This is a genomic window from Streptomyces cyaneofuscatus (genome assembly GCF_000718135.1).
Classification (GTDB): Bacteria; Actinomycetota; Actinomycetes; order Streptomycetales; family Streptomycetaceae; genus Streptomyces; species Streptomyces cyaneofuscatus.
In genome coordinates, this window is sequence record NZ_JOEM01000009.1 from 37,985 (window position 1) to 61,901 (window position 23,917).

General features: G+C 71.5%; 26 protein-coding genes. 14 read left to right on the top strand and 12 right to left on the bottom strand.

Annotated elements, in window-relative coordinates:
* Nucleotides 1–42: 42 nt before the first annotated feature.
* From IF17_RS0116520 to IF17_RS0116540, 5 genes are all read left to right on the top strand, one after another.
* The gene (locus tag IF17_RS0116520; RefSeq protein ID WP_030566623.1) at nucleotides 43–1,518 is read left to right on the top strand and encodes an amidase; all 1,476 of its coding nucleotides are present in this window, start codon (nucleotides 43–45) and stop codon (nucleotides 1,516–1,518) included.
* Nucleotides 1,519–1,763: 245 nt separating this feature from the next.
* A complete protein-coding gene (locus IF17_RS0116525; protein ID WP_244890502.1) occupies nucleotides 1,764–2,390 on the top strand; it encodes a hypothetical protein in 627 nt (208 codons plus the stop codon).
* Between the two features lie 126 nt (nucleotides 2,391–2,516).
* Nucleotides 2,517–3,080, top strand: a complete 564-nt coding sequence (locus IF17_RS0116530; protein WP_030566626.1) for a hypothetical protein — start codon at nucleotides 2,517–2,519, stop codon at nucleotides 3,078–3,080.
* Between the two features lie 46 nt (nucleotides 3,081–3,126).
* Nucleotides 3,127–3,597, top strand: coding sequence for a nuclear transport factor 2 family protein (locus IF17_RS0116535; RefSeq protein ID WP_030566628.1), 471 nt, complete (start codon nucleotides 3,127–3,129; stop codon nucleotides 3,595–3,597).
* Nucleotides 3,598–3,696: 99 nt separating this feature from the next.
* Nucleotides 3,697–4,842, top strand: a complete 1,146-nt coding sequence (locus IF17_RS0116540) for a hypothetical protein (RefSeq protein ID WP_030566631.1) — start codon at nucleotides 3,697–3,699, stop codon at nucleotides 4,840–4,842.
* Between the two features lie 39 nt (nucleotides 4,843–4,881).
* On the opposite strand, the gene IF17_RS0116545 is transcribed toward IF17_RS0116540, so the two are convergent.
* Nucleotides 4,882–5,466 carry an isochorismatase family protein gene (locus IF17_RS0116545; RefSeq protein ID WP_030566633.1) on the bottom strand — a complete coding sequence of 195 codons (585 nt, stop codon included), beginning with the start codon at nucleotides 5,464–5,466 and terminating at the stop codon, nucleotides 4,882–4,884.
* A 175-nt stretch (nucleotides 5,467–5,641) separates the two neighbouring features.
* Between IF17_RS0116545 and IF17_RS0116550 the strand changes: the two genes are divergently transcribed.
* Nucleotides 5,642–6,628, top strand: a complete 987-nt coding sequence (locus IF17_RS0116550; protein WP_030566635.1) for a GlxA family transcriptional regulator — start codon at nucleotides 5,642–5,644, stop codon at nucleotides 6,626–6,628.
* A 75-nt stretch (nucleotides 6,629–6,703) separates the two neighbouring features.
* Here IF17_RS0116550 and IF17_RS0116555 read toward each other — a convergent pair whose 3' ends face one another.
* The 4 genes from IF17_RS0116555 to IF17_RS0116570 all read right to left on the bottom strand — a co-directional run bounded on the left by IF17_RS0116555 (nucleotide 6,704) and on the right by IF17_RS0116570 (nucleotide 10,879).
* A complete protein-coding gene (locus tag IF17_RS0116555) occupies nucleotides 6,704–7,933 on the bottom strand; it encodes a hypothetical protein (protein ID WP_063830230.1) in 1,230 nt (409 codons plus the stop codon).
* A 144-nt stretch (nucleotides 7,934–8,077) separates the two neighbouring features.
* Nucleotides 8,078–8,626 carry a TetR/AcrR family transcriptional regulator gene (locus tag IF17_RS0116560; protein ID WP_030566640.1) on the bottom strand — a complete coding sequence of 183 codons (549 nt, stop codon included), beginning with the start codon at nucleotides 8,624–8,626 and terminating at the stop codon, nucleotides 8,078–8,080.
* Between the two features lie 69 nt (nucleotides 8,627–8,695).
* On the bottom strand, nucleotides 8,696–10,222 hold the full coding sequence (locus IF17_RS0116565) for an MFS transporter (protein WP_051884029.1): 1,527 nt from the start codon (nucleotides 10,220–10,222) through the stop codon (nucleotides 8,696–8,698).
* 201 nt (nucleotides 10,223–10,423) lie between these two features.
* Nucleotides 10,424–10,879 (bottom strand): ATP-binding protein, encoded by a 456-nt coding sequence (locus tag IF17_RS0116570; protein ID WP_030566644.1) that lies wholly within the window; start codon nucleotides 10,877–10,879, stop codon nucleotides 10,424–10,426.
* A gap of 242 nt (nucleotides 10,880–11,121) precedes the next feature.
* Here IF17_RS0116570 and IF17_RS0116575 point away from each other — a divergent pair, with 242 nt between their 5' ends.
* The 3 genes from IF17_RS0116575 to IF17_RS0116585 all read left to right on the top strand — a co-directional run bounded on the left by IF17_RS0116575 (nucleotide 11,122) and on the right by IF17_RS0116585 (nucleotide 12,884).
* On the top strand, nucleotides 11,122–11,973 hold the full coding sequence (locus IF17_RS0116575) for a DUF5753 domain-containing protein (RefSeq protein WP_030566646.1): 852 nt from the start codon (nucleotides 11,122–11,124) through the stop codon (nucleotides 11,971–11,973).
* 13 nt (nucleotides 11,974–11,986) lie between these two features.
* Nucleotides 11,987–12,181, top strand: a complete 195-nt coding sequence (locus IF17_RS0116580; RefSeq protein WP_018511138.1) for a DUF397 domain-containing protein — start codon at nucleotides 11,987–11,989, stop codon at nucleotides 12,179–12,181.
* A gap of 286 nt (nucleotides 12,182–12,467) precedes the next feature.
* Nucleotides 12,468–12,884, top strand: coding sequence for a hypothetical protein (locus IF17_RS0116585; RefSeq protein ID WP_030566647.1), 417 nt, complete (start codon nucleotides 12,468–12,470; stop codon nucleotides 12,882–12,884).
* Between the two features lie 22 nt (nucleotides 12,885–12,906).
* Here the strand turns inward: IF17_RS0116585 and IF17_RS0116590 are convergent, their stop codons facing one another.
* Nucleotides 12,907–13,182 carry a hypothetical protein gene (locus IF17_RS0116590; protein WP_030566648.1) on the bottom strand — a complete coding sequence of 92 codons (276 nt, stop codon included), beginning with the start codon at nucleotides 13,180–13,182 and terminating at the stop codon, nucleotides 12,907–12,909.
* Nucleotides 13,183–13,434: 252 nt separating this feature from the next.
* On the opposite strand from IF17_RS0116590, the gene IF17_RS0116595 reads away from it, so the two are divergent.
* Both IF17_RS0116595 and IF17_RS0116600 read left to right on the top strand, forming a co-directional pair.
* Nucleotides 13,435–13,782, top strand: coding sequence for a cupin domain-containing protein (locus IF17_RS0116595; protein ID WP_030566649.1), 348 nt, complete (start codon nucleotides 13,435–13,437; stop codon nucleotides 13,780–13,782).
* A gap of 132 nt (nucleotides 13,783–13,914) precedes the next feature.
* Entirely contained in the window at nucleotides 13,915–14,676 is a 762-nt protein-coding gene (locus tag IF17_RS0116600) for a MerR family transcriptional regulator (RefSeq protein WP_030566650.1), read from the top strand.
* An 18-nt stretch (nucleotides 14,677–14,694) separates the two neighbouring features.
* On the opposite strand, the gene IF17_RS0116605 is transcribed toward IF17_RS0116600, so the two are convergent.
* Complete coding sequence (locus IF17_RS0116605) at nucleotides 14,695–15,072, bottom strand: MerR family transcriptional regulator (protein WP_030566651.1); 378 nt, start codon at nucleotides 15,070–15,072, stop codon at nucleotides 14,695–14,697.
* A 117-nt stretch (nucleotides 15,073–15,189) separates the two neighbouring features.
* Between IF17_RS0116605 and IF17_RS0116610 the strand changes: the two genes are divergently transcribed.
* From IF17_RS0116610 to IF17_RS0116620, 3 genes are all read left to right on the top strand, one after another.
* Nucleotides 15,190–16,308, top strand: coding sequence for an alkene reductase (locus IF17_RS0116610; RefSeq protein ID WP_051884030.1), 1,119 nt, complete (start codon nucleotides 15,190–15,192; stop codon nucleotides 16,306–16,308).
* A gap of 110 nt (nucleotides 16,309–16,418) precedes the next feature.
* Nucleotides 16,419–17,342, top strand: coding sequence for a phosphatidylinositol-specific phospholipase C (locus IF17_RS0116615; protein WP_030566653.1), 924 nt, complete (start codon nucleotides 16,419–16,421; stop codon nucleotides 17,340–17,342).
* 97 nt (nucleotides 17,343–17,439) lie between these two features.
* Complete coding sequence (locus tag IF17_RS0116620) at nucleotides 17,440–17,886, top strand: helix-turn-helix domain-containing protein (protein ID WP_030566655.1); 447 nt, start codon at nucleotides 17,440–17,442, stop codon at nucleotides 17,884–17,886.
* Nucleotides 17,887–18,374: 488 nt separating this feature from the next.
* Here the strand turns inward: IF17_RS0116620 and IF17_RS0116630 are convergent, their stop codons facing one another.
* From IF17_RS0116630 to IF17_RS0116650, 5 genes are all read right to left on the bottom strand, one after another.
* Nucleotides 18,375–19,847, bottom strand: coding sequence for a HAMP domain-containing sensor histidine kinase (locus tag IF17_RS0116630; RefSeq protein WP_051884031.1), 1,473 nt, complete (start codon nucleotides 19,845–19,847; stop codon nucleotides 18,375–18,377).
* Entirely contained in the window at nucleotides 19,844–20,581 is a 738-nt protein-coding gene (locus IF17_RS0116635) for a response regulator transcription factor (protein ID WP_030566661.1), read from the bottom strand. The genes IF17_RS0116630 and IF17_RS0116635 overlap by 4 nt, the downstream gene beginning before the upstream one ends.
* Nucleotides 20,582–20,649: 68 nt before the next feature.
* Nucleotides 20,650–21,717, bottom strand: coding sequence for a S1C family serine protease (locus IF17_RS0116640; RefSeq protein WP_030566663.1), 1,068 nt, complete (start codon nucleotides 21,715–21,717; stop codon nucleotides 20,650–20,652).
* 95 nt (nucleotides 21,718–21,812) lie between these two features.
* On the bottom strand, nucleotides 21,813–22,847 hold the full coding sequence (locus IF17_RS0116645; RefSeq protein ID WP_030566665.1) for a LacI family DNA-binding transcriptional regulator: 1,035 nt from the start codon (nucleotides 22,845–22,847) through the stop codon (nucleotides 21,813–21,815).
* Nucleotides 22,848–22,871: 24 nt separating this feature from the next.
* Nucleotides 22,872–23,687 (bottom strand): response regulator transcription factor, encoded by an 816-nt coding sequence (locus tag IF17_RS0116650; protein WP_030566668.1) that lies wholly within the window; start codon nucleotides 23,685–23,687, stop codon nucleotides 22,872–22,874.
* Between the last annotated feature and the right edge of the window lie 230 nt (nucleotides 23,688–23,917).

Genomic DNA, 23,917 nt, shown 5'->3' on the forward strand with positions numbered 1-23,917 from the left:
GGCGTTTTATGACCTTCGCCGGTGGTCTCTACGGTCGACCGCATGGAGTGGAACTTTGAGACAGCTGAGAACCTCGTCCGCGCCTTGCGCGCCGGTGACGTGACCTCGGAGGAACTGACCGACGCGGCGATCACCCGTATCGAGCGGGACGACCCGGCGATCAACGCGATATGCGTGCCGGACTTCGACCGGGCGCGGGCCGCCGCGCGTGATGCCGACCGGGCGCGCGCCCGGGGTGACGGTCAGGGTGAGGGCCCCGGTGGGAAGCGGCCCCTGCTCGGCATTCCGGTGACGGTCAAGGAGTCGTACAACGTCGCCGGGCTGCCCACGACGTGGGGCATACCGCTCCACCGCGACTACGTACCCGCCGAGGACGCGGTGCAGGTCTCGCGGCTCAAGGCGGCGGGCGCGGTGGTGCTGGGCAAGACCAATGTGCCGCTCGGGCTGCAGGACGTGCAGAGCTTCAACGAGATCTACGGCACCACCAACAACCCCTGGGACCACGGCCGTACGGCGGGTGGGTCCTCCGGCGGGTCGGCGGCGGCCCTGGCGTCCGGGTTCGGCGCGCTGTCCATCGGCTCCGATCTCGCCGGTTCGCTGCGCACCCCCGCCCACTTCTGCGGCATCTACGCCCACAAGCCGACGCTCGGGTTGGCGCCGAGCCGTGGAATGGTTCCACCGGAGACCCCGGCCCTCCCCGTCGACCTCGACCTCGCCGTCGTCGGTCCGATGGCGCGCACGGCCCGCGATCTCACGCTCCTGCTCGATGTCATGGCCGGACCGGACCCGCTCACGTCCGGGGTGGCGCACAGCGTGACGCTGCCGCCCGCGCGCCATGAGCGGCTGCGTGATTTCCGGGTCCTGGTCCTCGACGAGCATCCGCTCCTTCCGACCGGGGCCGCCGTACGGGCGGGCGTGGGCCGGGTGGCCGATGCGCTGGTCGGTGGCGGTGTCCGGGTCGAACGGGGTAGCCCGTTGCTGCCCGATCTGGCGGAAGCCGGGCTGATCTACATGCAGTTGCTGGCCTCGGGCTCCTCCGCCGGGTTCCCTCAGGCGCGGTACGAGGAACTGCGTTCCCGCGCCGCCGGACTGGCGGAGCATGATCGGAGCCTCGACGCGGCCCGGCTGCGCGGCACCGTGCTCAGCCACCGCGACTGGATCGAGGTGAACAACCGTCGCGAGGCCCACCGCCACGGCTGGCGGCGGCTGTTCGCCGAGTTCGACGCCGTGGTGTGCCCCGTCTCACCCACGCCCGCCTTCCCGCACGACCACCACCCCGATCCGATGGAGCGCCTGATCGCCATCGACGGCGTCGCGTACCCGTACTTCGACCAGCTCGTCTGGGCCGGCCTGCCCACCATGCCCGGCCTTCCCGCCACCGCCGTACCGGCGGGCCGGTCGCCGGAGGGCCTGCCGGTGGGGGTGCAGATCGTCGGGCCGATGTTCGAGGACCGGACCCCGCTGCGGCTGGCCGAGCTGCTGGAGCGGGAGAACGGCGGCTTCCAGGCACCTGAGTAGGGGGGCCCGGCCCGTACCGCTCCACCGCGTGGGACCTGAGGCTGACGGCGCCTCCGCCGCGTGGCGGTAGCCGGGGGCGGGGGTCCCGACCGGAGGCCGACGGCGGGGGCGGTGCGGGCGCGCAGGATGAATTCCGTCGAGAGCAAGCCCCCCCCGCAGAGCAGGAGATCACCATGATGTCTCGGTCCGTACGCCGAACTCTGGCCGCAATCAGCGTCGTTGGCGCAGGCCTCGCGGTGGCGAGCGTGTCCGTCGCCGCTTCCGCCGATCAGGAGGAGAAGCCGCGACCGGTCCGCGCGAGCGTCGTCGGAAGCGCCGAGTTCGTTCTGCCCTACCACCAGGACAAGGACGTCCGGTCCTTCACCTTCGACGCCCGGGCGGCCCCGTACAGCCGTCCGCTGCCCGGAATTCCCGGCGGCCTGCCCACGGACGCGCGGGGCATGGTCACGGTGTCCCACTACTCGGCCGAGCGGGACATCACGTACACGTCCAAGGGGCGCGTGGACTGCTTGGTCACCGGGGTGCGCACCGCGACCCTGACGGCGGTCATCACGGAGGTGAGCCCCGGCGGGCCTCCCATCGTCGGGAAGAGGGTCGGATTCAGCGTCCACGACGGGGGAGACAGCAAGGGAGAGGGGGAGGGCGGGGGCAAGGGCCGCTCCAAGGACCGTGTCGGCTTCTCCTGGAACGGCGTGAACCTGCTGCCGAAGGGCACCACCCCGCCCGAGGAGGCGCCGGTCGGCACCTGTATGGCCCCTGCCCCGTACGCGCCGGTGACCAAGGGCGGGTACGTGGTCGCGCACGCCGAGCTGCCGTCCCCGCCGCCCTCCCCCAAGGGCTCCACCGAGCCCGCTGGACCCGCCTCGAAGTGACGCACGTCACCATGCGCGTCGTCGCCGATGTGGCGAAACTGTGTGCAAGGCCCGCGCCGTGGCCTGTGTGCTGTGGCTTGTGTGAAGAGGGGGGCGCGCCGGATGCGACGTCGGGAAGTACCGCCCATGCCTGCGCTGGGCGCCGGTGAGCTGCGCCAACACGCGGTGAGGCGGCGGGAGCACACGATCGTCGTCAGCGCGGTTGCGGTCTCGGCCGTCGTCGTCGTGCTGATGACCATCGGGTTCTGGGCGTTCTTCGTCCACACCCTCTCCGATCCCGGCAGCCCCGCACTCGTGGGGATGCGGATCGACGGGGACGCGGTCACCGTCAAGTCCGGGCAGTGCCCGCAGGACCGGGTGCGGCGGGTCGAGGTCTGGGACAGCGGCACGGAGCGGCGCGTCTGGCGCGGCGACGATCCGCTGACCGAGGAGGGGCAGCGCGGCCTGCTGCCGCTCTGGGAGGGGAAGGCCTACCGCGCCTCCAGCCCGGCGAGGCAGCCGTCCGAGCTGCCCGCGACCCTCGATGTGACCGTCGAGCACGGCCCCGCGTACGGGGTATCGGAGGTGTTCGAAATCGCGGAGGTACGGGGTGCTGTCCTGCCCCCGGGGTCGTACTGGACCCATGCGGGCGTCAGGACGGCCGAGCAGCTCGACGGAATCCCGGAATGCGGCAACAGCAGCAGCCCGTGAGAAAAAACCCTTCGCTTGGCCGCTGTTGAGCAGCTAGGAAGGGGCGATGGCTGATGAATCGATCGCTCCCCTGGACCGCCTCACCGCCGAACGAGCCTGTGAGCGCCTGGTCGTTCAGTTCGTCCACGAGCTGGATCTCGGCGAACCCGGCCGGGTGGCGGAGCTGTTCACGTCCGACGGGGTCTGGGAGTGGGCCGAGGGAGACCGCCGGATCGAGGGGCGGGACGCGCTGCGCGGCTACTTCGGCGCCCGCCCCGCCGACCGGCTCTCGCGTCGCATCTGTACGAACATCCTGGTCACCCTGACCTCCGCGTCGACGGCGACGGCGACCACCTACTTCACGACGTACCGCGTCGACGGCCACTCCGGCGGGATGCTGCCGCCGAGGCCCCCGACGCAGGTGGGCCACTACGAGGACACCTTCCGCAACGTCGACGGCCGGTGGCTGCTCAGCAGGCGGGCCCTGTTCCTGGCCTTCGGCGGACCCACAGAAGACGTGACCATGTACAGACAGTGATCCGTACGTGATCAACGCCCCGTACTCTCCCCCGGTAGGAGATCCGGACAGGGGACGCCCGGCAGGCGAGAGCATGTCCGGGTGGGGCGGGGGACGTACATGGAATACCGGCGCGCTGCGATACCGGCACTGGTCGGCGGCCTGCTGCTGACGGCGCTTCTGTGGTGGGCGGGCGCGAGCACCCAGGCGTTGCGACTACCGGGCACCGTCGACGTGCTCGGCGGGATGGCCGCCGCCCAGCTCGAACACTGGCTCACCCCGTGGTCGTACGACCCTCCGCCCTCCGTCCGGATCGGCGCCGAGACGTTCGGTGTGGGCGAGGACGGGGCGGCGGTCGACAACTCCCGGTATCTGTCGCTGTATACGACGGGGATGCAGATCCGGTTCGTGGCGGTCCTGCTCTTCTTCGTGCCGGGCGCGCTGCTCCTGGTCCGCCGGCTGCCGCCGGTGAACGGCCGGGTGCCCGCCACCCTGCTCACGGTCTGGGCCTGGGGGCTGGTGGCCGGGACCCTGGCCGTCGCCGTCTCCGCGCCCTCGCTGATCGCGGCGAACGGGCGCGGCAGCTACCGCTTCCTGCCCCAGCTCGCGGGCATGGCCTCCGCCGGCCGCCAGATCCTCGTGCTGGCCGCCTTCGTCGCGGCGGTGGTCGCGGTGCTCGCGGCCCGGGTCACGGCCAAGGGCGCAGGCCCGCTGCCCCGGGCGGCCGTCCCGGTGGGGGCCGCCCGCCTGGCCGCCACCGTCGGGACCGCGGTGATCGCCGTCTCCCTGGTCGTCCTCTCGTACCAGCCCGTGGCCGCCACCCTCCAGACCGCGTCCACCGGCACCGGCCTGTTCGCCGAGCCGGGCGACCTCCTGCGCCAGTGGCTGCTGCTGGGCTCCTGGGCGGGCCCGGCGGGTACGCCGGTCGGCGACTGGTTCCTGTACCGCGTGGCCGACGCGCTGGTGCTCGCCGTGGTGTGGTGGTCGCTGCGGTGGCTGCCCGTCCTGCTCACCCGGACCACGGTCCCGGCGATGGCGGCGGGCGCGGTCTGCGCCACCGTAGTCGGGCTGCTGGTCAGCCAGTTGACCCAGATGGCCTTGAGCGACGGCGGGATGCGCTGGGGGCTGGTGCAGCTGTCGGCCGGTATCGGCGGGGGCGTCCCCGCTGCTCTGACGTTCGGCCTGCTGGCGGGGACGGCGGCCGCCGTGACGTTGCGGGTGGCGGGGGGCCGGCAGGGTGACCGGGAGCCCTCTCCGGAGGGCTGACGTCGAAGGGCCGACGCTCCTTCGGGCCGGGCCTGGGCGTCACTCCAGCGACTTCCCGGAGGCGACGACGACCCCGTACAGGTCCCCGATCGTGGCCAGAGCGCTCTCGTGCACCTGCCGGGCATCGAGGTCGGCGCCGAGGAGCGGCAGCGACCGGGTCGCGCAGGCGTCCGCGGCGACGGTGGGACGGTTGCCGCGCAGGAACGCGCCCTGCGCGGTGAACGCCACGCACATGTGCGTCATCCAGCCGACGACGATGACGTCCTGGCCCTCGGGGACGTACGTGCCCAGATCGGTGCCGTGGAAGGCGTTCGGCGCCTGCTTGACGACGACGGGCTCGCCGTCGACCGGTGCGACGGCGGGGTGGATGCGGCCGATCTCGGCCCGGATGTCGTACGGGGTTCCCTCGCCGCCGTCGTTGATGACGTGGACGACCTTGGTGCCCACCCCGCGGGCCCGGGCGAGCAGGTGGGCGGCGGCGTCGAGGGATGCCTGCCAGCCGTCGAGTTCCATCACGCCCTGCGTGTAGGTGTTCTGGAAGTCGATCAGGATCAGCGTCGAGTCGGGGAGGGTGGCGGGGGCCGCGTCGAAGCCGTTGAGCTCGCGCAGGGTGGTTCGGGACATGGGTGTACCGCCTTCGGGCCTTCGGATCGTGCGTGGAGGAGTAGGGGCGGGGCTCGGACATCGGCGAACCCCGCCCTCGACGCTATGACCCCTGCGGCATGTCGGCAATGACAGCTAACATGCAGATACCGACATGAGCGACGAGGCGCGCGCGATCCAGCGAGGAGCCGGGGCAGTGGAAAAGGTCCGACGACTCGTCGTCATCGTCCTCTTCGACGGCGTCGACCTGCTCGACGTCACCGGCCCGCCGGAGGTCTTCTCGCTCGCCCGGCGCGAGACGGATGACGCGGCGGGGTACGAGGTCGTCCTCGCCGCCGAGAGCCTGGAGCCCGTCACCACCGGCGCCGGGGTCCGCATCCTCCCCGGCATCACGTTCCAGGACGCGGCCACGCGGAGCATCGACACCCTGATCGTGCCCGGGTCGGTCGAGATCGACGGCGAGCGCCGGGTGCGTGCCCTCGTCGACCCCGCCCTGGTCCGCTGGGTGAAGACCCTCGCCGGGCGGACCCGCCGGACCGCCTCCGTATGCGTCGGAGCCCATCTCCTGGCAGCCGCAGGCCTCCTCGACGGCAAGCGCGCCACCACCCACTGGTCCACCGCCCGCCAACTGGCCGACGACCACCCGGCGGTGGAGGTCGACGCCGACCCGATCTTCATCCGCGAGGGCGATGTGTGGACGGGGGCGGGCATCAGCGCCTGCCTGGACCTGTCGCTCGCCCTGATCGCCGACGACCTCGGCGAGGCCGTCGCGCTGCGTGTGGCACGGCAGTTGGTGATGTACGTGAAGCGGCCGAGCGGGCAGAGCCAGTTCAGCGTGCCGCTGGAGCAGGTCGCGACGACCCGTCGCATCGAGGACCTGCGGCACCACATCCTGCGCCACCTGGGAGAGCCGCTGACGGTCGTGGACCTGGCGGAGTTCGCCCACGTCAGCGACCGCCACCTCACCCGGATCTTCAAGAGCGAGCTGGGCATGACCCCGTACGCCTACATCGAGTCCGTACGGGTCGAGAAGGCCCGTAACGAACTGGAGTCCTCCGACGCCACCCTCGAACGCATCGCGTCCGCCTGCGGGTTCGGCACGGTGGACACGCTGGTACGGGCGTTCCGGCGGCGGCTGGACACGACGCCGACGGAGTACCGGCGGCGGTTCAGGCCGTCGTGATTCCGGCCTCTGGCGGCTGCCGGGCGCAGGCTCCCCCCACCTCGCGCCCGGTGTCGCCTCGTCCGGGGCGCGTTCCTATTTCGGCGCGCCGCCACCCGCCGGCCGGCTGCCACGGTCCCACTTCGAGGGTGCGGGCACTGCGCCGGCGCACACCGCCCGGATCTCGTCCAGGAACGCCGGATAGTGCTCCCCGCACGTGTTCAGCGCGTGCCACACCGCGTCCAGGGCCGCTATGAGCGGCGCGGGGCCTGCGGCGGCGAGCACGGCGGGGAGCGCGTAGTGCGGCTGGGAGATCCGGTGGAGGGCGCGCGGTGTGCGGGGGAACGTCTCCACGACGGTGTACGGGTCGTCTGGCCCGGGCGGTGGAGGCTGGTACGGGGGGCGCTCGGGCGGCACCGCTTCCAGCACCGACGTGTCCGGGACCCTGGGGTCGGAGCGCAGGGCGTCCCATATGCGGGCCGGATCATCGAACGGCGGCGGCAGCGGGCGGCCTGCGTCCAACGCGGCCAGTGCGTCCGCGACCCACGGTACGTCGGTCAGACCGGCGGCCTCGCAGGCTCGTCGCGCGGACAGCAGCGCCACCCTGTGCTGCACCCCGGGGTCCGATGCGCCGAGCGTGTGCACCAGGTCGCTGTCGAAGGGGAGGAGGCCGAGGACGTTGCTCAGCCGGGCACCGCGGAGTGCCTCGCTCGGCAACCGGCCGCCCCATTCCCACCGTTCGTAGTGCAGGCGCCGGTCCTCGGCGGCCCGTTCCTCCGCCTGGCGGGCGAGGCGTTCAGCTTCGGCCCGCTGTTCCGGGGTGGGCGGGGCCGGCAGGCCGCGTGCGTGGTCGTGGCGGTAGGCGGCGATCCGCGAGGTCTGGCGGATCACCTGGTCCGGGCGGGGAGGGGCGGGCCAGAACTGGAGGAGGTAGCTGTCGGCCTGCGGCTCCTTGGCCGTCCTGGTGTCGAGGTCGCGGCCCTTGTCCATCCCCCGGGCGCTGTACCGCACCCGGTAGTCCCTCACGGGGAGTGCCAGGTCCCAGGCGGCCTCGCCTCCCCACTGGACCAGGCTCGTGTCCTCGGAGACCGGCCGGAAGGACACCTCGACGACGTCCTCCCAGTCCGGGGTCAGCGGCGGTGCCTCGTCGTGGACCTCCACGGTGAAGCCGACGCTGCCGGTGTGCAGTCCGGTGACCAGCCACAGCGCACCGGGGGCCGCCGCCCCGCACAGCCCTCCGCTCTGCCCCGCGAACGCCTCGCCGAGCCCCGGCGTCGTACCGTCGGGATCGCTTTCGACGTAGATCTGGCTGTAGTGGACGTGCACTTCACCTACGACTGGCCTGCGCACAAGCCCCCCTGTACCCCTGGTCGAGGACGGCCTCGATGGCTCCGGGCGAGCCGGCCGCGTAGAACCGATCATGCTGCACACCACTGACAACCGGCCCGGCCCGACGTCGTCGGCGTGGGCTCAGCTCCCCTCGGGGGCGAGGGCCCCGGCGATGCGCTCGGCCAGAGCGCGGCGCAGTTCCGGGGCCAGCGGTTCGGTGTTGAGGGATTCGTACAGCCACAGGCCGTCGGCGGCCAGGCGGGCGATGAACCGGTCGAGCGCGGCCCGGTCGTCGACGTCGTCGGTGGTCAGGGACGGCGCCCACCGTTCCATGACCGCGTCCCAGGGCGCCGCGTGCCCGGGAGTGGTGGACCCTTCGAGCATGAAGAGGAGTTCGGCCCGGGTGGCGCTCTGGGAGGAGATGCGGCTGTAGGCGGTCAGCCTCTCCTCAGGGGTGGCCAGATCGGCCGGTTTGCCCGCCGCCGCGATCATCTGGGCCTCCCACTCGTCGGCCAGGTGCTGATGGATGGCCTGTACGAGGTCGTCGCGGGAGCCGAAGTGGTAGAGGAGGCCGCCCTTGGTCAGGCCGGCCTCGGCGGCCACGGAGTCGAAGGTGACGCTCTTGACGCCTTCGCGCTCCACGACCCGCGTGGCCGCTTCGAGGATCTGGGTTCGTTTGCTCGTCCGCATGGGTGCTCCCTGGGCGGGGGTGTCAGGGCTCGGGGTGTCGGTGCTGGGGGGTGTCAGTGCTGAGGGGCGTCAGTGCTGAGGGGTGGAAAGGGCCGATCCGGGGCCGTGGCGGCGCAGGAGGACGCCCGTCATGATCGCACCGACGGCGATGACGGCGGTGACCACCACCATGACGGTGGAGTAGGCGCCGTCGAAGGCGGTGGACGCCGCGTCGATCAGGCCCGGGTGGTTCCCGGCCTGGGCGAGCGCGCTGTCCAGGCTGTCCCGTGCGGAGTCCGGGGCCCCGGCCGGCAGATCGATGGTCGCGGTGTAGACGGAGGTCAGAAGGGAGCCGAGGAGGGCGACCGCGATGAGGCTGCCGAATTCGTACGAGACCTCCTCGACGGAGGACGCCATGCCCGCGCGGCGGGCCGGAACGTTGCCCATGATCGCGCTGGAGGCTACTGACATGGCCGCGCCGAGGCCCGCCCCGGTGATGAGCAGCCCGGTGACGAGCAGGCCCATGCTGGTGTCGAACGTCAGCAGGATCAGCGCGGAGCCGACCGTGCTCAGGGCCAGGCCGCCCGCGATGATGGGCAGCAGCCCGATCCGGTGCAGGGTAGCCCCACCCGCCATCGCTGTCGGCAGCGCTCCCAGGGCGACGGCGGCGACCAGGAGCCCGGCGCGCAGCGGGGTGAAGCCCTCCACCAGCTGGAACCGCTGCGTCGTGATCAGCTGGATACCGGCGATGGCGAACAGGGAGAACCCGGCGGCCAGGACCCCGGCGAGGAAGGCCCGGTTGCGGAAGATCGAGAAGTCCAGCAGCGGGTCGGGCAGGCGGCGCTGCCTCCGGGCGAACGCCCACCCGCCGACTGCGGCGGCCAGCCCGGCCGCCACGATGGGCAGGAGCGCCGGCTCAGGCTTCGCGGTCTCCTTGATCGCGATGACCAGACCCACCAGGGCGACGAGCGCGAGCAGCGACGAGGGCAGGTCCCACTTCCGGCTGGGGTCAGCCGCGTTGGGCGGCGCGAGGACCAGCGTGGCCACGATCGCCCCGACGACGACCGGCACGTTGATCAGGAACACCGACCCCCACCAGAAGCTCTGGAGCAGCAGCCCGCTGATGATCGGGCCCAGCGCGCTGCCGACGATCGCCAGCGTGCCCCAGATGGCGATGGCCACGTTGCGCTCGCGCTCGTCCTCGAACGTGATGCGGATCAGCGCCAGCGTCGCGGGCATCATCGCCGCCGCCCCGACGGCCAGCAGCGCCCGCGCCGCGATCAGGGTCTCCGGGGTCGGTGAGAACGCGGCGGCCAGTGAGGCGGCGCCGAAGACCACCAGGCCGGTCAGGAACATCCTCCGGTGCCCCACCCGGTCACCCAGGGTGCCGCTGCCCAGCAGAAGCCCGGCCATCACCACCGGATAGGCGTTGATGATCCACAGCCCCTCGGAGCTGCTCGCGCCGAGATCCTGCACGAGCGTCGGCAGCGCCGCGTACAGGATCGAGTTGTCCAGGGTGATCAGGAGCAGCCCCGCACTCACCACCGCCAGCAGCAGCCAGCGCCGCCGTGCACTCGGAGCTGCCTCCGCAGACCTCTCGGTCGGTACCGTCCTCATGCCATAACTGTACCTTCCGAAAGGTATAGTTACGAACGGAGTACGCGGCTTCCCCGGGCTCGCAAGCGCGCTGAACTGGGGTTTTCTCGTCTGATGCCACCCTCTCGCGCTGGGTCCGCTCCCCGGGCCCCGGCGCCAGTGCGACGCACGCCGTGAGCAGCCCGAGGGCGGCGGCCGCGATCAGCCCCCAGTCGCCGCCGCTCACGCGGTCGCCCCCGGTCGCCCCAGCGTGAACCACACGACCGTGCGCCCGGGGTGCCGCTCGCCCCCGCCGCCCGTCCCCCACGCCAGCGCCAGGCTCTCCACGAGGACGAGCCCACGCCCGTGCTCCTGCTCGTCATCCGTCCGCAGGGGCCTCGCGAGCGCTGTGCCTGCCGGTCCGCCGTCATCCGAAACGGCGACTGTGACCCGCTTCCGGTTGACGGCCACATGGACCCCGATGAGGGGCGTACGGGTGTGGCGGTGGGCGTTGGTGACCAGCTCGGTGACGCAGAGGCGGGCGTCGTCGACGAGGCCCGGGTGTCGGCTCAGGTGCAGCAGCGAGGTGAGGAAGTCCCGCGCGAGTCTGGGGGCGTTGGCGGTGTTCGGGAGCGTGAGGCGGTAGCCTTCGCCGCCAAGGGGGTTCGGCTGTACGGGAGTTGGAGTTGCAGCGGACATGTCGGTCTCCCCATGAGGTCCGGTTCTGCGAACTGGCTCGCCGCCTCGGGCCCGTGGTGTCGGCTGCATGGGTGCACGTGTGAACATGCGCCTATGCAGGCGCACTTCGGGCCTTCGAAGTGCGGCGCTGTGGCGATCGTAGCGCAAAGTCTCACTTGTGTTACTCATGGGGACCATTGAGTAACCAGATGGATTACGGTGGGGGCTCCAGCGACACTGTGGGGCGACAGAAGGAGGGGCCGATGCCACCGAGGAAGGCGCCCACGGCGCGGCAGTGCCGGGTGGGCACCGAGCTGCGCAAGATGCGGCAGAACGCGGGACTCGCCCTCGCCGAAGCCGCCGCCCTGCTCAGCACGGACCGCACCACCATCAGCAACACGGAGTCGGGCCGCTTCGGGGTGAGCGGCGAGCGGGTCCGTACCTGGGCGGCGGGCTATGCGTGTGCCGATGAGGCGTACGTGGAGGCGCTCGCCGCGATGGCCGAGGAGCGAGGGCGCGGCTGGTGGGAGGAGTACCGGAACGAGCTGACCAGCGGACCGCTCGATCTGGCCGAGCTGGAGCACCATGCGGCCGGCATCCGGGCGGTGCAGCTCATGCACATGCCGGGGCTGATCCAGAGCGAGGACTACGCGCGGGCCGTCTTCGCCGAAGCGGTGCCCGAGCTGCCGTTGGCCCGCAGGCGCCGGCTGCTCTCCCATCGGTTGAAGCGCCGGGACGTCCTGGACAGGGAGACCCCGCCCACCTGCACGTTCCTCATCCATGAGGCAGCGCTTCGGATGGTGTACGGCGACTCCGGTGTGGCGCGGGGCCAGTTGGCATACTTGCTGCGCGAATCCGAGCGCGACAATGTCATCGTCAAGGTCGTCCCGTTCGCCGCAGGCGGTCTCCCGGAGACGGGAGGCTCGACGCAGTACGTCTACGGTCCTGTTCCGCAGTTGGATACCGTTCTGTCGGACACGGCAACCGGGCCCGCGTTCCTGGACGCCGAGACGCGTCTGGCGAACTATCGGGCAGCGATGGACCGGGTCGAGGGGCTGTCTCTCGACCCTCGGAAGTCGAGAGACTTCATCCGTGAGGTCGCACAACAAGTGTGAAGGCGTGAGGTACGTGGAAATTCAGTGGCGCAAGTCCTCGAAGTCGTCAGGGGCCGAGGGCAACGCCTGCCTGGAGCTTGCCGAGTACGGCGGTGAGATCCTGCTGCGCGAGAGTGACAACCCCGATGTGGTCGTTCACACGACGCGGGCCAAGCTCCGGGCGTTCCTCGGAGGAGCGAAGGAAGGCGAGTTCGACGACTTCGCCTGAGGCTTCGTGATCCGGTAGTGAGTGGCCCCCGTCGGCGCAGGCGGGGGCCACTTGTCATTCGTATCACTTGTTTAGACCCCAAGAATCACTCGTTAGACGTCAAACACTTGATACGGATGCGCTCGGCGCGCTAGCTTCCTGATGTGCCGCCCCGTCACGTGGCGGCCAACTCCCCTTTCGTCTGCGCCCGTTGGGGGAGTCGTGAGCCAGGGCGCCCCCTCCCCGCAGCTCGTCACGCCGGCGGCAGGCAGGGGGCGTCCCTGGTGTCCTGTCAGGAGGTTGCGCCATGCTCGACCACGTTCCCGACCCCGCCGACTCCCCCTCGTACGCCTACTGGTGCGAGCGGTCCACCTACGGCTCGGAGGATCGCGACGAGCCCGACTGCTTCGCGCGGTGCTCCGCCGCCACACCCGAGCTGGCGATCCAGCGCATCCGGGACGAGGCGCGGGCCCTGCTCGCCGGGTTACCGGAGGCGGAGCGCCCGGTGCTGGGATGGGCCGAGGGGGTGGGCCGCGTCCGGGCCCTCGGTGCCCTGCACGGGGGGCGTACCTGCGGGTTCTCGTTGCGGCACGGGGACGGGTGGAGCGAGTGGGCCGTACGGCCGTACCTGGTGCTGCCCGCCGAAGCGGAGGCCCCGTCGGCCGCGCTGTCCACGGGCGATGCGCCGTGCGGCGTGTGCGTGCTCTGTACGCAGGGCTGTTGAGGCGGCCGCCGGACTCCCGCTCTCAGCGCTCCCGGCGGTAGTTCACGACGTACGCGATCGCGAGAGCGAGGCCGAGGAGCCCGCTGCCGAAGATGCCGAGGGCCCTCAGGACCCCCTCCCCGTCCCGCGCGGCACGCACCCCGCCACCGAGTCCGCCGACGGCCAGGCACATACCGAGGACGAACATCCGCGAACTGCGGGGCAGCAGCCGGTGCCACCCGCTCGGGCTGCGACGGCCGGGCGGCGGTGGGCCTGCGGGGCGGTGGCCGGACGGTGGTCCGGGCACGGGTCGCTTCATCGCTCCTCTCGCCTTCCCCTGTGCGGCCAGGACGTCCCCGTCGGTGTCCCGTGGCGCCACTGTACGGCTGCGCCTGAGCAGTCTGGTCGGGCGGAAGCGCCGGGCTACGGCAGCGCCGCGCATGTTCCGCCACTTCATGGGAGTTCTCCCTGCACCCCTGAGTCCCTGGACGGCAAGGTGTGGCCGGAAGGCATCCGTGGACGCCGCGTCTGTGGCTAGCCCGTACACCGCCTTCCGCGACAGGGTGGGGTCATGAGCAACGAGACACCTTCCAGTATCAGCACGAAGAACACCCTCAAGACCGTCATCAATGTCGAGGACGTGGAACCGCACGAGGTGGTCCCCGGAATCCTGCGCCGCAGGCTGCCCGCCACCGATTACGCCCGGGGCTGGCTGATCGACTTCGCCGCCGGTACGGAGTGGCCCGAGGTCGATGAACACGCCACCGAGGAAAGGTACTTCGTCATCAGCGGCGAGGTGATCGATGGCGGTGAGCGGCACGGCCCGGGCTCGTACGTCGTGTTCGCGCCGGGGAGTGAGCACCGGCCGCGTACGGAGACCGGGGCCCGGATGCTCGGCATCTCGATGATGAACGCCTGAAGCGTGTGAGAGTCCGAAGCGTCTGAGCTTGCGGTTGCCGCTGCGGCAGCTCCTACCGTCGTGTCCAGGGCCGGGGAAGCCGGTCCTGGACACGCGTTCGTGCGGAAGGCACGGGGAGAGAGGGGAGCGGTCATGGACTGGCCGATCGCGGAGGTCGCCCGGATGTCGGGCGTCACCGCCCGGACCCTGCGGCACTACGACGAGATCGGCCTGCTGCCGCCCGCCCGGATCGGGACCAACGGTCACCGCCGCTACGAGGAGCGCCAACTCCTTCTGCTGCAACAGATCTTGGTTCTCAGGGAGTTGGGCGTCGGGCTTCCCGAGATCAGCCGCATCCTGGCCGAGCAGGTCGATGAGGTGGAGGCCCTGCGCGGGCACCACCAGCGGCTGGTCGCCGAGCGGGACCGGCTCGATGCCCTGGCCGCCACCGTCTTCCGCACGATCGCCGACCTGGAGCAATCCAGGAAGGACGGCAGAGAGATGACCGCGATCAACCGACCGGAGAACCTGTTCGAGGGCGTGCAGCCCTCCCAGTACGAGGAGAACCTGCGGGATTTCCCGGCGCTCGCCGAGGCGAGTGCCCGTCGGGCCGCCGCGATGAGTCCCGCCGAGGTGGAGGCCGGGCAGCGTGAGCGTACGGCGCTGATGATCCGGCTCGCGGAGCTGATGGCCGCGGGGGTGGAGCCCGGCGCCGATGCCGTACTCGCCGAGGTCGACGGGCAGTACCGGGCGCTGACCGAGCTGAGCCCCGTCTCCGCCGACGAGTTCCGGGCGAGCGGGCGCTCCTGCGTGGACAACGAGCAGTGGCGCGGTGCGTACGAGGCCATCGCGCCGGGCCTGGCCGCGTACCAGCGTGACGCCATCGAGGCCTACGCCACCGCCCGGCTGGGCTGACCTCAGCAAGGGGGCCGGTCAGGCCGCCGTGGCCCGCCGCAGCGTCTTGCGGTGGGCCCGGTTCGTCGCCATCAGCCCGTCCAGCGCGTCCCGGGTGCGGACCAGCTCCTCGATATGGGCCGAGAGCCGTTCCCGCTCCTGCTCCATCCGCTCCATGGCGGCATCGGACGTCGCCTCGCTCGGGGCGTCCACGCAGGGCAGCAGCTCCTTGATGGTGCGGCTGGACAGGCCGGCCGCGTACAGCCGCTGGACGAAGCCGACCCGGTCGATGTCGGCCTCCCGGAAGTGCCGCTGCCCGCTGGGGCTGCGCGTGCTGGTGAGGAGGCGCTGCTCCTCGTAGTAGCGCAGGGACCGGACGCTGACGCCGGCCGCCTTCGCGAGTTCCCCGATGCGCATGCTGTCCGTCCTTCTCGTCCTGATCCTCTTCGGGCTTGCCTCTGACATTGATGTCAGGTTTTAGCGTAGCCGCAGTGTCCGGTTCGCGGGCGCCACAGAACGAGGAGGACGTTCGGCATGACCCTGATCGACACCCACTCCGATACCCACCCCGAGATTTACTCCGACACCCTTTTCACCGGCTACCGGCTCGGTGACCTCACCCTGCCCAACCGGGTCGTGATGGCCCCCATGTCCCGCGTCCGGGCCGCCGCCGGCGGGCTCGCGACCCCCTCCATGGCCACGTACTACGCCCAGCGGGCCACCGCCGGGCTCATCGTGAGCGAAGGCGTGCAGCCGAGCCTGATCGGGCAGTCGAACCCGGGCACGCCGGGGCTGCACACCGATGGGCAGGTCGCCTCGTGGCGGCCGGTCACCGCCGCCGTCCACGCGAACGGTGGGCGGATCTTCGCGCAGATCATGCACGGGGGGCGGGTCTCGCATCCCGACACGAACGGTCTCGTCCCGGTCGGGCCGTCGGCCGTGCCGGCGGTCGGTGAGGTGTTCACGCCGACCGGGCCCCAGCCGGCGCCGATGCCCCGTGCCCTGGAGACCGCCGAGGTGCCCGAGCACGCGCAGTCGTACGCGGCGGCCGCCCGCCGGGCCGTCGACGCCGGGTTCGACGGGGTGGAGCTCCACGGTGCCAACGGCTACCTGATCTCCCAGTTCCTCTCCTCCAACGCCAACCTGCGGACCGACCGCTACGGCGGGTCGGTCGCCAACCGCGTACGGTTCGCGGTCGAGGCGGTGGAGGCGACCATCGACGCCGTGGGCGCGGCGCGGACCGGCATCCGGCTGTCGCCGGGCGGGACGTTCTGGGGCGTCGAGGAGAAGGACGTACCCGAGCTGTATGCCGTACTGCTGGGGGAGCTGGCGCGGCTGGAACCGGCGTACGTGCACCTGGAGGCGACGGCCGAGGACGAGATCCTGGTGGCCCTGCGCCGCGCGTGGCCCGGCGCCCTGATCATGAACCCGGTGCTGCCGATGGGGGCGCGGCGGGCCGAGCGCCCGGACGCCGAGCGCTGGCTCGGGCTGGGGGCGGACCTCATCAGCTTCGGCCGGGCCTTCATCGCCAACCCGGACCTGGTGGAGCGGCTGCGCGCGGGGCTGCCGCTCGCAGCCGAGGACGCGGAGACGTACTTCCAGGGGGGTGACGCGGGGTACGTGACCTATCCGGCTTACCAGCACGCGGCCTGAGGCAGGCCGGGGGCGGGGCCACTCCGAGGGTTCGGCCCTCTTCCGGTTGTGACGTGCACCCGTCAGAATCCGAGGGCCTGCCCCCCCCCACGGCCCTTGGAGGCACTTCCATGTCCACGCCCCCGATCCACCCTGCTCCCTCAGGTCTCCTGACCACGCGGCGCGGCTTCCTGGCCGGCGCCCTCGCCGTCTCCGCCACCGCCGTCATCGGGGCCGCGCCCGCCGTCGCCGCCACGCGGAAGGCGGTGCGCGGGACGCAGGACTGGATGGGCGGGCTGCCCGACGCCACCGCGCTCCAGCGGCTCACGATCCCGGGGACGCACGACTCGGGCGCGCGGTTCGGCGGGCCGTGGGCGGAGTGCCAGAACACCACGATCGCGCAGCAGTTGCAGAGCGGGGTGCGTTTTCTCGACGTACGGTGCCGGATCACCTCAGGCTCTTTCGCGATCCATCACGGCGCCGCGTTCCAGAACATGATGTTCGGCGATGTCCTCATCGCCTGCCGGGACTTCCTCGCCGCGCGGCCGACCGAGACCGTGCTGATGCGGGTCAAGCAGGAGTACTCCTCCGAGAGCGACGCGGCGTTCCGGGCGGTCTTCGACGACTACCTCGACGGGCGGGGGTGGCGGTCGCTGTTCCGGCTCGACTCGACGCTGCCCTCGCTGGGCGGGGCGCGCGGCAAGGTGGTGCTGCTGGCCGACAACGGCGGGCTGCCCGGAGTGCGTTACGGCGATCCGGCCGTCTTCGACATCCAGGACGACTACATGGCGGAGCCGTTCGCCAAGTACCCCAAGATCGAGGCCCAGTTCCGCAAGGCGGCCCAGCAGCCGGGCAAGTTCTTCATGAACTACGTCTCCACCGCCGCCCTCATGCCGCCCCGCTGGAACGCCGACCGGCTCAACCCGCAGGTGCACTCCTTCCTGGAGCGGTCCGAGACCGCCGGCTGGACGGGGCTCGGCATCGTCCCGCTCGACTACCCGAACCAGCGGGGCGGGCTGGTGGAGTCGCTGATCCGGCACAACCCGGTGGGGTGAAGGGTCGGGCTTCCGGGGTGAACCGCACCCCGGAAGCCCTGCTTGCGTTTCTTTCGAATTATGCGATGCTGGGTTCACTCTCAAAGGAGACAGAGCCATGCGCAGCACCGCGGAAGACCGCACGCTCCTGCCTGAGCACCGTGAGGAGATCGCCGAACTCCGGACTTTCCTCGACCGGACTCCGGCTGCTGTCGAGCCCGCGCTGCTCCGGGGGCCCGACGGTGCCACCCACAGCCTGCCTCCGGAGGTCTACGAAGCGCTCATGGCGGTGGTGCGCGCCCTGGCGGACGGCAAGGCTGTGACCGTCGCGCCCGTGAACACGACGCTGACCACTCAAGAGGCCGCCGACCTGCTCGGCGTCAGCAGACCGACCTTCGTCAAGATCCTGGACGAGGGAGGTCTGCCGTTCAACCGGCCGGGAAGGCACCGCAGGGTCCTTCTTGCGGATGTCCTCGACTACAAGGAGGCGCGGCGCTCGCGACGTCGCCGAGGACTGGACGAGCTGGCCGGACTCACCGAGGAGTCCGGTCTCTACGGGGACTGACCGCCCGATGCCGCCGAGCCGGCTGGAGCGATGTGCAGCGCGTCGTGCTGGACACCTGTGTCCTTTACCCGAACTACCTTGCCAGGACGTGCCGGTCCTTGGGATCGTTCGTCATGGCGGACAAGAGCGCGGCGTACCCCGTCACCAGGCTCTCCGGAAATGCTCCCGCCATGGCATCGACAAGCCCCTTGGCCTTCAGGAGCGGCGGTCGGTGGGGACGCCCATGCCGTCGTCACGCTGAACCTGAAGGATTTGCCCGCTGCGGCAGCCGAACCGTACGGGATCGAGGTCCTGCATCCCGACGATTTCCTGCTCGACATGCTCGCTCTCGCGCCGGTGGAGATGAACGCCGTCCTCCGCGCGTAGCTGAGCAGCTATCGGCGGGAGCCCCGCGACCTGCACGGTCTGCTCGACAGGACCGGCTCGGGCGGTGCGCCCCAGTTCGCCGCCGAATTCCGGCGCCGTCTCTGAGGTGCCCGACCCGCCCCTCACATCCCCGGCGGCGGCGTAGGCGCCCCCGGCAGGGTGATCGTCGCGACCGTGCCGGGGCCGGTGCCCTCCGGGGCCGGGCGCAGCGTGATCTCGCCGCCCGCCTGCTGGACCGTGCGGGCCACGATGGACAGGCCCAGGCCCGAGCCGGGGAGCTGGCGGGCCGAGGGGGAGCGCCAGAAGCGTTCGAAGACGTGCGGGAGCTCCTCGGCGGGGATGCCGGGGCCCCGGTCCCGTACCGTCAGCTCGCCCCGGTGCAGGCGCACGTCGATCGTGGCGCGGGGCGGGCTGAACTTCACCGCGTTGTCCAGGACGTTGACGATCGCCCGCTCCAGGGCGGCCGGCTCCGCCCGTACGTACCAGGGGGCCAGGTCGGCCGTGATCGTCAGCTCGGGGCCGCGCAGGCGGGCGCGTTGCAGGGCGGTACGGGTGATGTCGTGCAGGCCCACCACCTGGAGCGGGCCGGGCTGGGCGGCGTCGGGGCGGGCGAGTTCCTGGAGGTCGCCGATCAGCGCCGCCAGCTCCGTCATCTGGGCCTTCACCGAGGCCATCAGCGCCTTCCGGTCGTCCGGCGGGATCACCCGGCCCGTCTCGTCGCTGCGCGCCAGCAGCTCCACGTTCGTCCGGAGCGAGGTGAGGGGCGTGCGCAGCTCATGGCCCGCGTCCGCGATCAGCTGGGCCTGGCGGTCGCGGGACGAGGCCAGCTGGGCCGCCATGGAGTTGAAGGAGTGGGACAGGCGGGCGATCTCGTCCTCGCCGTCCACCGGGATGCGGACGGTCAGGTCCTCCGTACGCGCCACGTGCTCCACCGCCTCCGTGAGTTCGTCCACCGGGCGCAGGCCCGCCCGCGCCACCCAGAGCCCGGCCGCGCCCGCGCCGACGACACCGATGCCGCCGACCAGGGCGAGGACCCAGGCGAGGGTGGAGAGCGGTGCGTCGATCTCGCTGAGCGGGCGGGCCACCGAGACGGCCAGCTGGTTGTTGGCCTGGCCGGAGCTGACGACCGGCGGCAGCTTGCGGGTGTAGACCCGCATGTCCTTCCCGGCGTTGTTCTCCGTCGTGTGCAGGGCGTCGGTCTTCCGACCCGCCGCCACGTCGACGTCACTCGGCTGGGCGGGGACGGGGGTCGTGTTCGGGGCGGTGCAGTAGCTGCCGTTCGCCGCGACGATCTGCACGGTGTACTGGCCCGGGAACTCCTGGGCCGGCAGCTGCCCGCCGCTCAGGCACGAGCTCAGCAGGTCGCGCATCGGCTCGTTGTCCATCTTCGCGTTGCGCAGCGAGTCGTCGAGCTGGTCCTCCAGCTGGATCCGGGTCACGAACCAGCACGCCACCGCCACCGCCGCGACCGCCACCGCGACCGCCGTCGCCACCAGGAGCGCGAGCCGGGAGCGCAGCGGCAGCGCGCGGAAGCGCCGTACCAGAGCCCTCCTCGGAGGTGCCGCCTCGCTCACGGGAGGTGCCGCCTCGCTCACGCCTCGCCGCCCCCGCCCGTACGGAGCGCGTAGCCCACCCCGCGCACGGTGTGGACCAGGCGCGGCTCGCCGCCCGCCTCCGTCTTGCGGCGCAGGTACATCACGTACACGTCCAGGGAGTTGGAGCTCGGCTCGAAGTCGAAGCCCCAGACGGCCTTGAGGATCTGCTCCCGGGTCAGCACCTGGCGCGGGTGGGCCAGGAACATCTCCAGCAGCGTGAACTCGGTGCGGGTCAGCTCCACCCGGCGCTCGCCCCGGGTGACCTCGCGGGTCGCCAGGTCCATCCGCAGGTCGGCGAAGGACAGCACGTCGTCGTCGGGGGCCTCCGCGCCCGCCGCCGACGCCGCGTACGAGCTGCGGCGCAGCAGGGCCCGGATCCGGGCGAACAGCTCGTCCAGCTCGAACGGCTTCACCAGGTAGTCGTCCGCGCCCGCGTCGAGGCCGGTGACCCGGTCCCCTACGGTGTCGCGGGCGGTGAGCATGAGGATGGGCGTGGTGGAGCCGGTGGCGCGGATGCGGCGGGCGGCGGTGAGGCCGTCCATCCGCGGCATCTGGATGTCCAGGACGATGAGGTCGGGGGCGTACGCCTCGGCCATCGCCAGGGCGTCGTACCCGTCGACCGCCACCTGGGTGCCGTACCCCTCGAAGGCGAGGCTGCGCTGGAGCGCCTCGCGTACGGCCGGTTCGTCGTCGACGATCAGGATGCGCTGGGGATCGTCTTCGGCGGGGCTCATCGCTGTGTGGTCCTCTTCTCGTTCCGGCCGATGGGGGCGGTCTGCGGGAGTGTCTCAGCCTCGCACGGTCAGGAGTTGTTCCCCGCGCGCAGGGTGTCCAGGTCGGCCTTGAGCGTGTTCACCGGGATCGCGAAGCCGAGGCCCACGCTGCCCGCCGACGAACCGCTGCCCGCCGCCGAGGAACTGGGCGCGTACATCGCGGAGTTGATGCCGATGATCTCGCCGTCCATGTTGATCAGCGCGCCGCCGGAGTTGCCGGGGTTGAGCGATGCGTCGGTCTGGAGCGCCTTGTACGTGGTCGTCTTCTCGCCCGTGTCGCCGTTGAACTGCTGGCCGCCGAACTCGAACGGCCACTGCTGGCCGCCACCGCCCTGACCCTGACCCTGACCCTGATCCGAGCTGCCGGAGTCGTCCTTCGCCACCGTCACGTCCCGGTCCAGCGCCGAGATGATCCCGCTGGTGACCGTGCCGGTCAGGCCCTCGGGCGAGCCGATCGCCACCACCTGGTCGCCCACCTTGACCTGCGAGGAGTCGCCGAGCGCGGCCGTCTTCAGCCCGCTCGCGCCGCGCAGCTTGATGAGCGCGAGGTCCTTGTCGGGGTCGGTGCCCACGACGTCGGCGGTGTAGGTCTTGCCGGTGGAGAGCGTGACCTCGATCTGCTGGGCGCCCGAGATGACGTGGTTGTTGGTGACGATCTCGCCGTCCTCGGTGATCACGACCCCGGACCCGGTGGACTTGCCCGCCGAGGAGGCCGCGCCGATCTCGACGATGGCCGGGGAGACCGCCTCCGCGACGCCGGAGACCGTGCCCTTGCTGCTCTGCGAGACGGTGGTGCCCTGGACGGTGCCGGTGGAGCCGGTCGCCTGGGCGGAGCCGTTGTTCAGCTGGCCGACGAGGGTCGCCGTACCGCCGCCGACCACCGCCGCCGCGAGCGCGACCGCCGCCAGCAGCGCCACCGGCCGCTTGGCCCGGCGGTGGTTGTTGGTCGGGGCGTACGGGGGCGGGGGCGGGTAGCCGCCCGCCACGCCGTCGTACGCCGTGCTGCCGTCGTACGCCGCGTTGCCGTAGGCGTACGAGGTCCGGTCCTGGTCCGTCGGGTGCGCGCCGCTCGGGCGAAGGTTCTCCGTCATGTCCATCAGGCTGGCCAGCGAACATGAGAGCAGCCTGAGTACGTCCTGAGAAGCCCGGAAGAAGCGCGTATGCCCGCTGTAAAGGCCTGAGGGCCCCGGCCCTACGCCGTCGGCTCCCCGCAGCCGCACGAGCGCCGGATCACCAGCGCCGAGGGGAACTGCTTCAGCCGCTCCCGCCGCGAGCCGACGACCCGGAGCGAGTCGTCCAGCACCAGGTCCACCGCCGCCCGCGCCATCGCCGGGCGGTCGGAGAAGACCGTGGTCAGCGGCGGATCGGTGAGCCCGGCCTCCTTCACGTCGTCGAAGCCCGCGACCGCCAGCTCCCCCGGCACGTCGATGCGCAGCTCCCGCGCCGCCCGCAGCACCCCGATGGCCTGGTCGTCGGTGGCGCAGAAGATCGCCGGGGGCCGGTCCGGTCCTGCGAGCAGTCCGAGGGCCACCTGATAGGCGTCGTACCGGTTGTACGGGGCCTGGAACAGCCGGCCCTCCGTCGAGCGGCCGGACTCGTGCATCGCCCGGCGCCACCCCTCGACGTGGTCGGCGACCGGGTCACCGACGGCCGGGGTCTCCTCCGTACCGCCGAGGCAGGCCACGTACGCGTTGCCGTGCTCCAGGAGGTGGCGGGTGGCGAGCTGGGCGCCGCCGACGTCGTCCGTGACGACCGCCACGTCGTCGATCGCCTCGGGGCGCTCGTGCAGCAGCACGACCCGGGCGTCCCACGCCTCTATCTCCGCAGCCGCCCGTTCGCTGGGGCCCTGGCTGACCAGGATCAGCCCTGAGACGCGCATGCCGAGGAAGGCCCGCAGATAGTGGACCTCGCGCTCGTCGCGGTAGTCGGAGTTGCCGACGAGCACCATTTTCCCGCGCTCGGCGGCGGCCTGTTCGACCGCGTGCGCCATCTCCGCGAAGAAGGGCTGCCGGGCGTCGGGGACGATCATCCCTATGAGGTCGGTCCGCCGCGAGGCCATGGCCTGGGCGACCCGGTCGGGCCGGTAGCCCAGCTGCTTGATCGCGGCGAGCACCCGCTCGCGCGTGGCCGGGGCGACCGGCCGGGGTCCGTTGTTGATGACGTAACTGACGACCGCGGTCGACGTCCCCGCCAGTCTCGCCACATCGTCCCGCGTCACCTTGGCCACGCGCGGCAGTCTACGCGGATGGACCTACCTCTTGGCAGCCTCTACCGGGGCTTCTTCCGTCGCCGTGGCCGAAGACGACTGCTCCGAACGGGCGACGGGTTCGTCGGCCCTCTGCTGCTTCTGCTGGGCGGCCTGCCGTTCCTTCGCCTCCTCGGCGGCGCGCTCCACCTTCTCCGGCGTGACGAAGCGGTAGCCGACGTTGCGGACGGTCCCGATCAGCGACTCGTGCTCGGGGCCGAGCTTGGCGCGCAGCCGCCGGACGTGGACGTCGACCGTCCGCGTACCGCCGAAGTAGTCGTACCCCCAGACCTCCTGGAGGAGCTGGGCGCGGGTGAACACCCGGCCCGGGTGCTGGGCGAGGTATTTCAGCAGTTCGAATTCCTTGAAGGTCAGGTCCAGGACCCGGCCCTTGAGTTTCGCGCTGTACGTGGCCTCGTCGACGGAGAGATCGCCGTTGCGGATCTCCATCGGGGAGTCGTCGGAGGTGATCTGCTGCCGGCCGGTGGCCAGCCGCAGCCGCGCCTCGACCTCGGCCGGTCCCGCGGTGTCCAGCAGGACGTCGTCGATGCCCCAGTCGGCGGTGACAGCCGCGAGGCCGCCCTCGGTGACGACGAGGATCAGCGGACAGCCCGGCCCGGTGGACCGCAGCAGCTGACAGAGCGAGCGGACCTGCGGGAGGTCGCGGCGCCCGTCGATGAGGATCACATCGGCGCCCGGGGTGTCCACCAGGGCCGGTCCCTCGGCCGGGGCGACCCGCACGCTGTGCAGCAGGAGGCCGAGGGCGGGGAGCACCTCCGTCGAGGGCTGGAGTGCGTTCGTCAACAGCAGCAGTGAACTCATCGCCGCCCACCTGCCTGGTTCGGTCGATCGTGTTGCACGGTTCGCTCGCCCATTACGTCGGTCCTCCTCGTTCCCTGCGAGAGGGGCACTCCCGGGTCGGACCCGGGGGAGTATGCGGCACTGCTTCGTACGTCATGCGTCATGCGGTTTTTACGTCACGGTCCCGCGCCCTGGGACCGCTGAGCTTGTTGAAACGTCTCCGTAACAACGCCCGGGAAGCACAAAAGGAC

Excerpts from the sequence above, each read along its gene's own strand:
- IF17_RS0116520 (WP_030566623.1), top strand. The coding sequence starts at position 43 with ATGGAGTGGAACTTTGAGACAGCTGAGAACCTCGTCCGCGCCTTGCGC.
- IF17_RS0116605 (WP_030566651.1), bottom strand. The coding sequence starts at position 15,072 with ATGCGCATCGGGGAACTCGCGAAGGCGGCCGGCGTCAGCGTCCGGTCC.
- IF17_RS0116530 (WP_030566626.1), top strand. The coding sequence starts at position 2,517 with ATGCCTGCGCTGGGCGCCGGTGAGCTGCGCCAACACGCGGTGAGGCGG.
- IF17_RS0116585 (WP_030566647.1), top strand. The coding sequence starts at position 12,468 with ATGCTCGACCACGTTCCCGACCCCGCCGACTCCCCCTCGTACGCCTAC.
- IF17_RS0116575 (WP_030566646.1), top strand. The coding sequence starts at position 11,122 with ATGCCACCGAGGAAGGCGCCCACGGCGCGGCAGTGCCGGGTGGGCACC.
- IF17_RS0116540 (WP_030566631.1), top strand. The coding sequence starts at position 3,697 with ATGGAATACCGGCGCGCTGCGATACCGGCACTGGTCGGCGGCCTGCTG.
- IF17_RS0116560 (WP_030566640.1), bottom strand. The coding sequence starts at position 8,626 with ATGCGGACGAGCAAACGAACCCAGATCCTCGAAGCGGCCACGCGGGTC.
- IF17_RS0116635 (WP_030566661.1), bottom strand. The coding sequence starts at position 20,581 with ATGAGCCCCGCCGAAGACGATCCCCAGCGCATCCTGATCGTCGACGAC.
- IF17_RS0116535 (WP_030566628.1), top strand. The coding sequence starts at position 3,127 with ATGGCTGATGAATCGATCGCTCCCCTGGACCGCCTCACCGCCGAACGA.
- IF17_RS0116615 (WP_030566653.1), top strand. The coding sequence starts at position 16,419 with ATGTCCACGCCCCCGATCCACCCTGCTCCCTCAGGTCTCCTGACCACG.
- IF17_RS0116570 (WP_030566644.1), bottom strand. The coding sequence starts at position 10,879 with ATGTCCGCTGCAACTCCAACTCCCGTACAGCCGAACCCCCTTGGCGGC.
- IF17_RS0116595 (WP_030566649.1), top strand. The coding sequence starts at position 13,435 with ATGAGCAACGAGACACCTTCCAGTATCAGCACGAAGAACACCCTCAAG.
- IF17_RS0116640 (WP_030566663.1), bottom strand. The coding sequence starts at position 21,717 with ATGGACATGACGGAGAACCTTCGCCCGAGCGGCGCGCACCCGACGGAC.
- IF17_RS0116590 (WP_030566648.1), bottom strand. The coding sequence starts at position 13,182 with ATGAAGCGACCCGTGCCCGGACCACCGTCCGGCCACCGCCCCGCAGGC.
- IF17_RS0116650 (WP_030566668.1), bottom strand. The coding sequence starts at position 23,687 with ATGAGTTCACTGCTGCTGTTGACGAACGCACTCCAGCCCTCGACGGAG.
- IF17_RS0116565 (WP_051884029.1), bottom strand. The coding sequence starts at position 10,222 with ATGAGGACGGTACCGACCGAGAGGTCTGCGGAGGCAGCTCCGAGTGCA.
- IF17_RS0116610 (WP_051884030.1), top strand. The coding sequence starts at position 15,190 with ATGACCCTGATCGACACCCACTCCGATACCCACCCCGAGATTTACTCC.
- IF17_RS0116620 (WP_030566655.1), top strand. The coding sequence starts at position 17,440 with ATGCGCAGCACCGCGGAAGACCGCACGCTCCTGCCTGAGCACCGTGAG.
- IF17_RS0116545 (WP_030566633.1), bottom strand. The coding sequence starts at position 5,466 with ATGTCCCGAACCACCCTGCGCGAGCTCAACGGCTTCGACGCGGCCCCC.
- IF17_RS0116600 (WP_030566650.1), top strand. The coding sequence starts at position 13,915 with ATGGACTGGCCGATCGCGGAGGTCGCCCGGATGTCGGGCGTCACCGCC.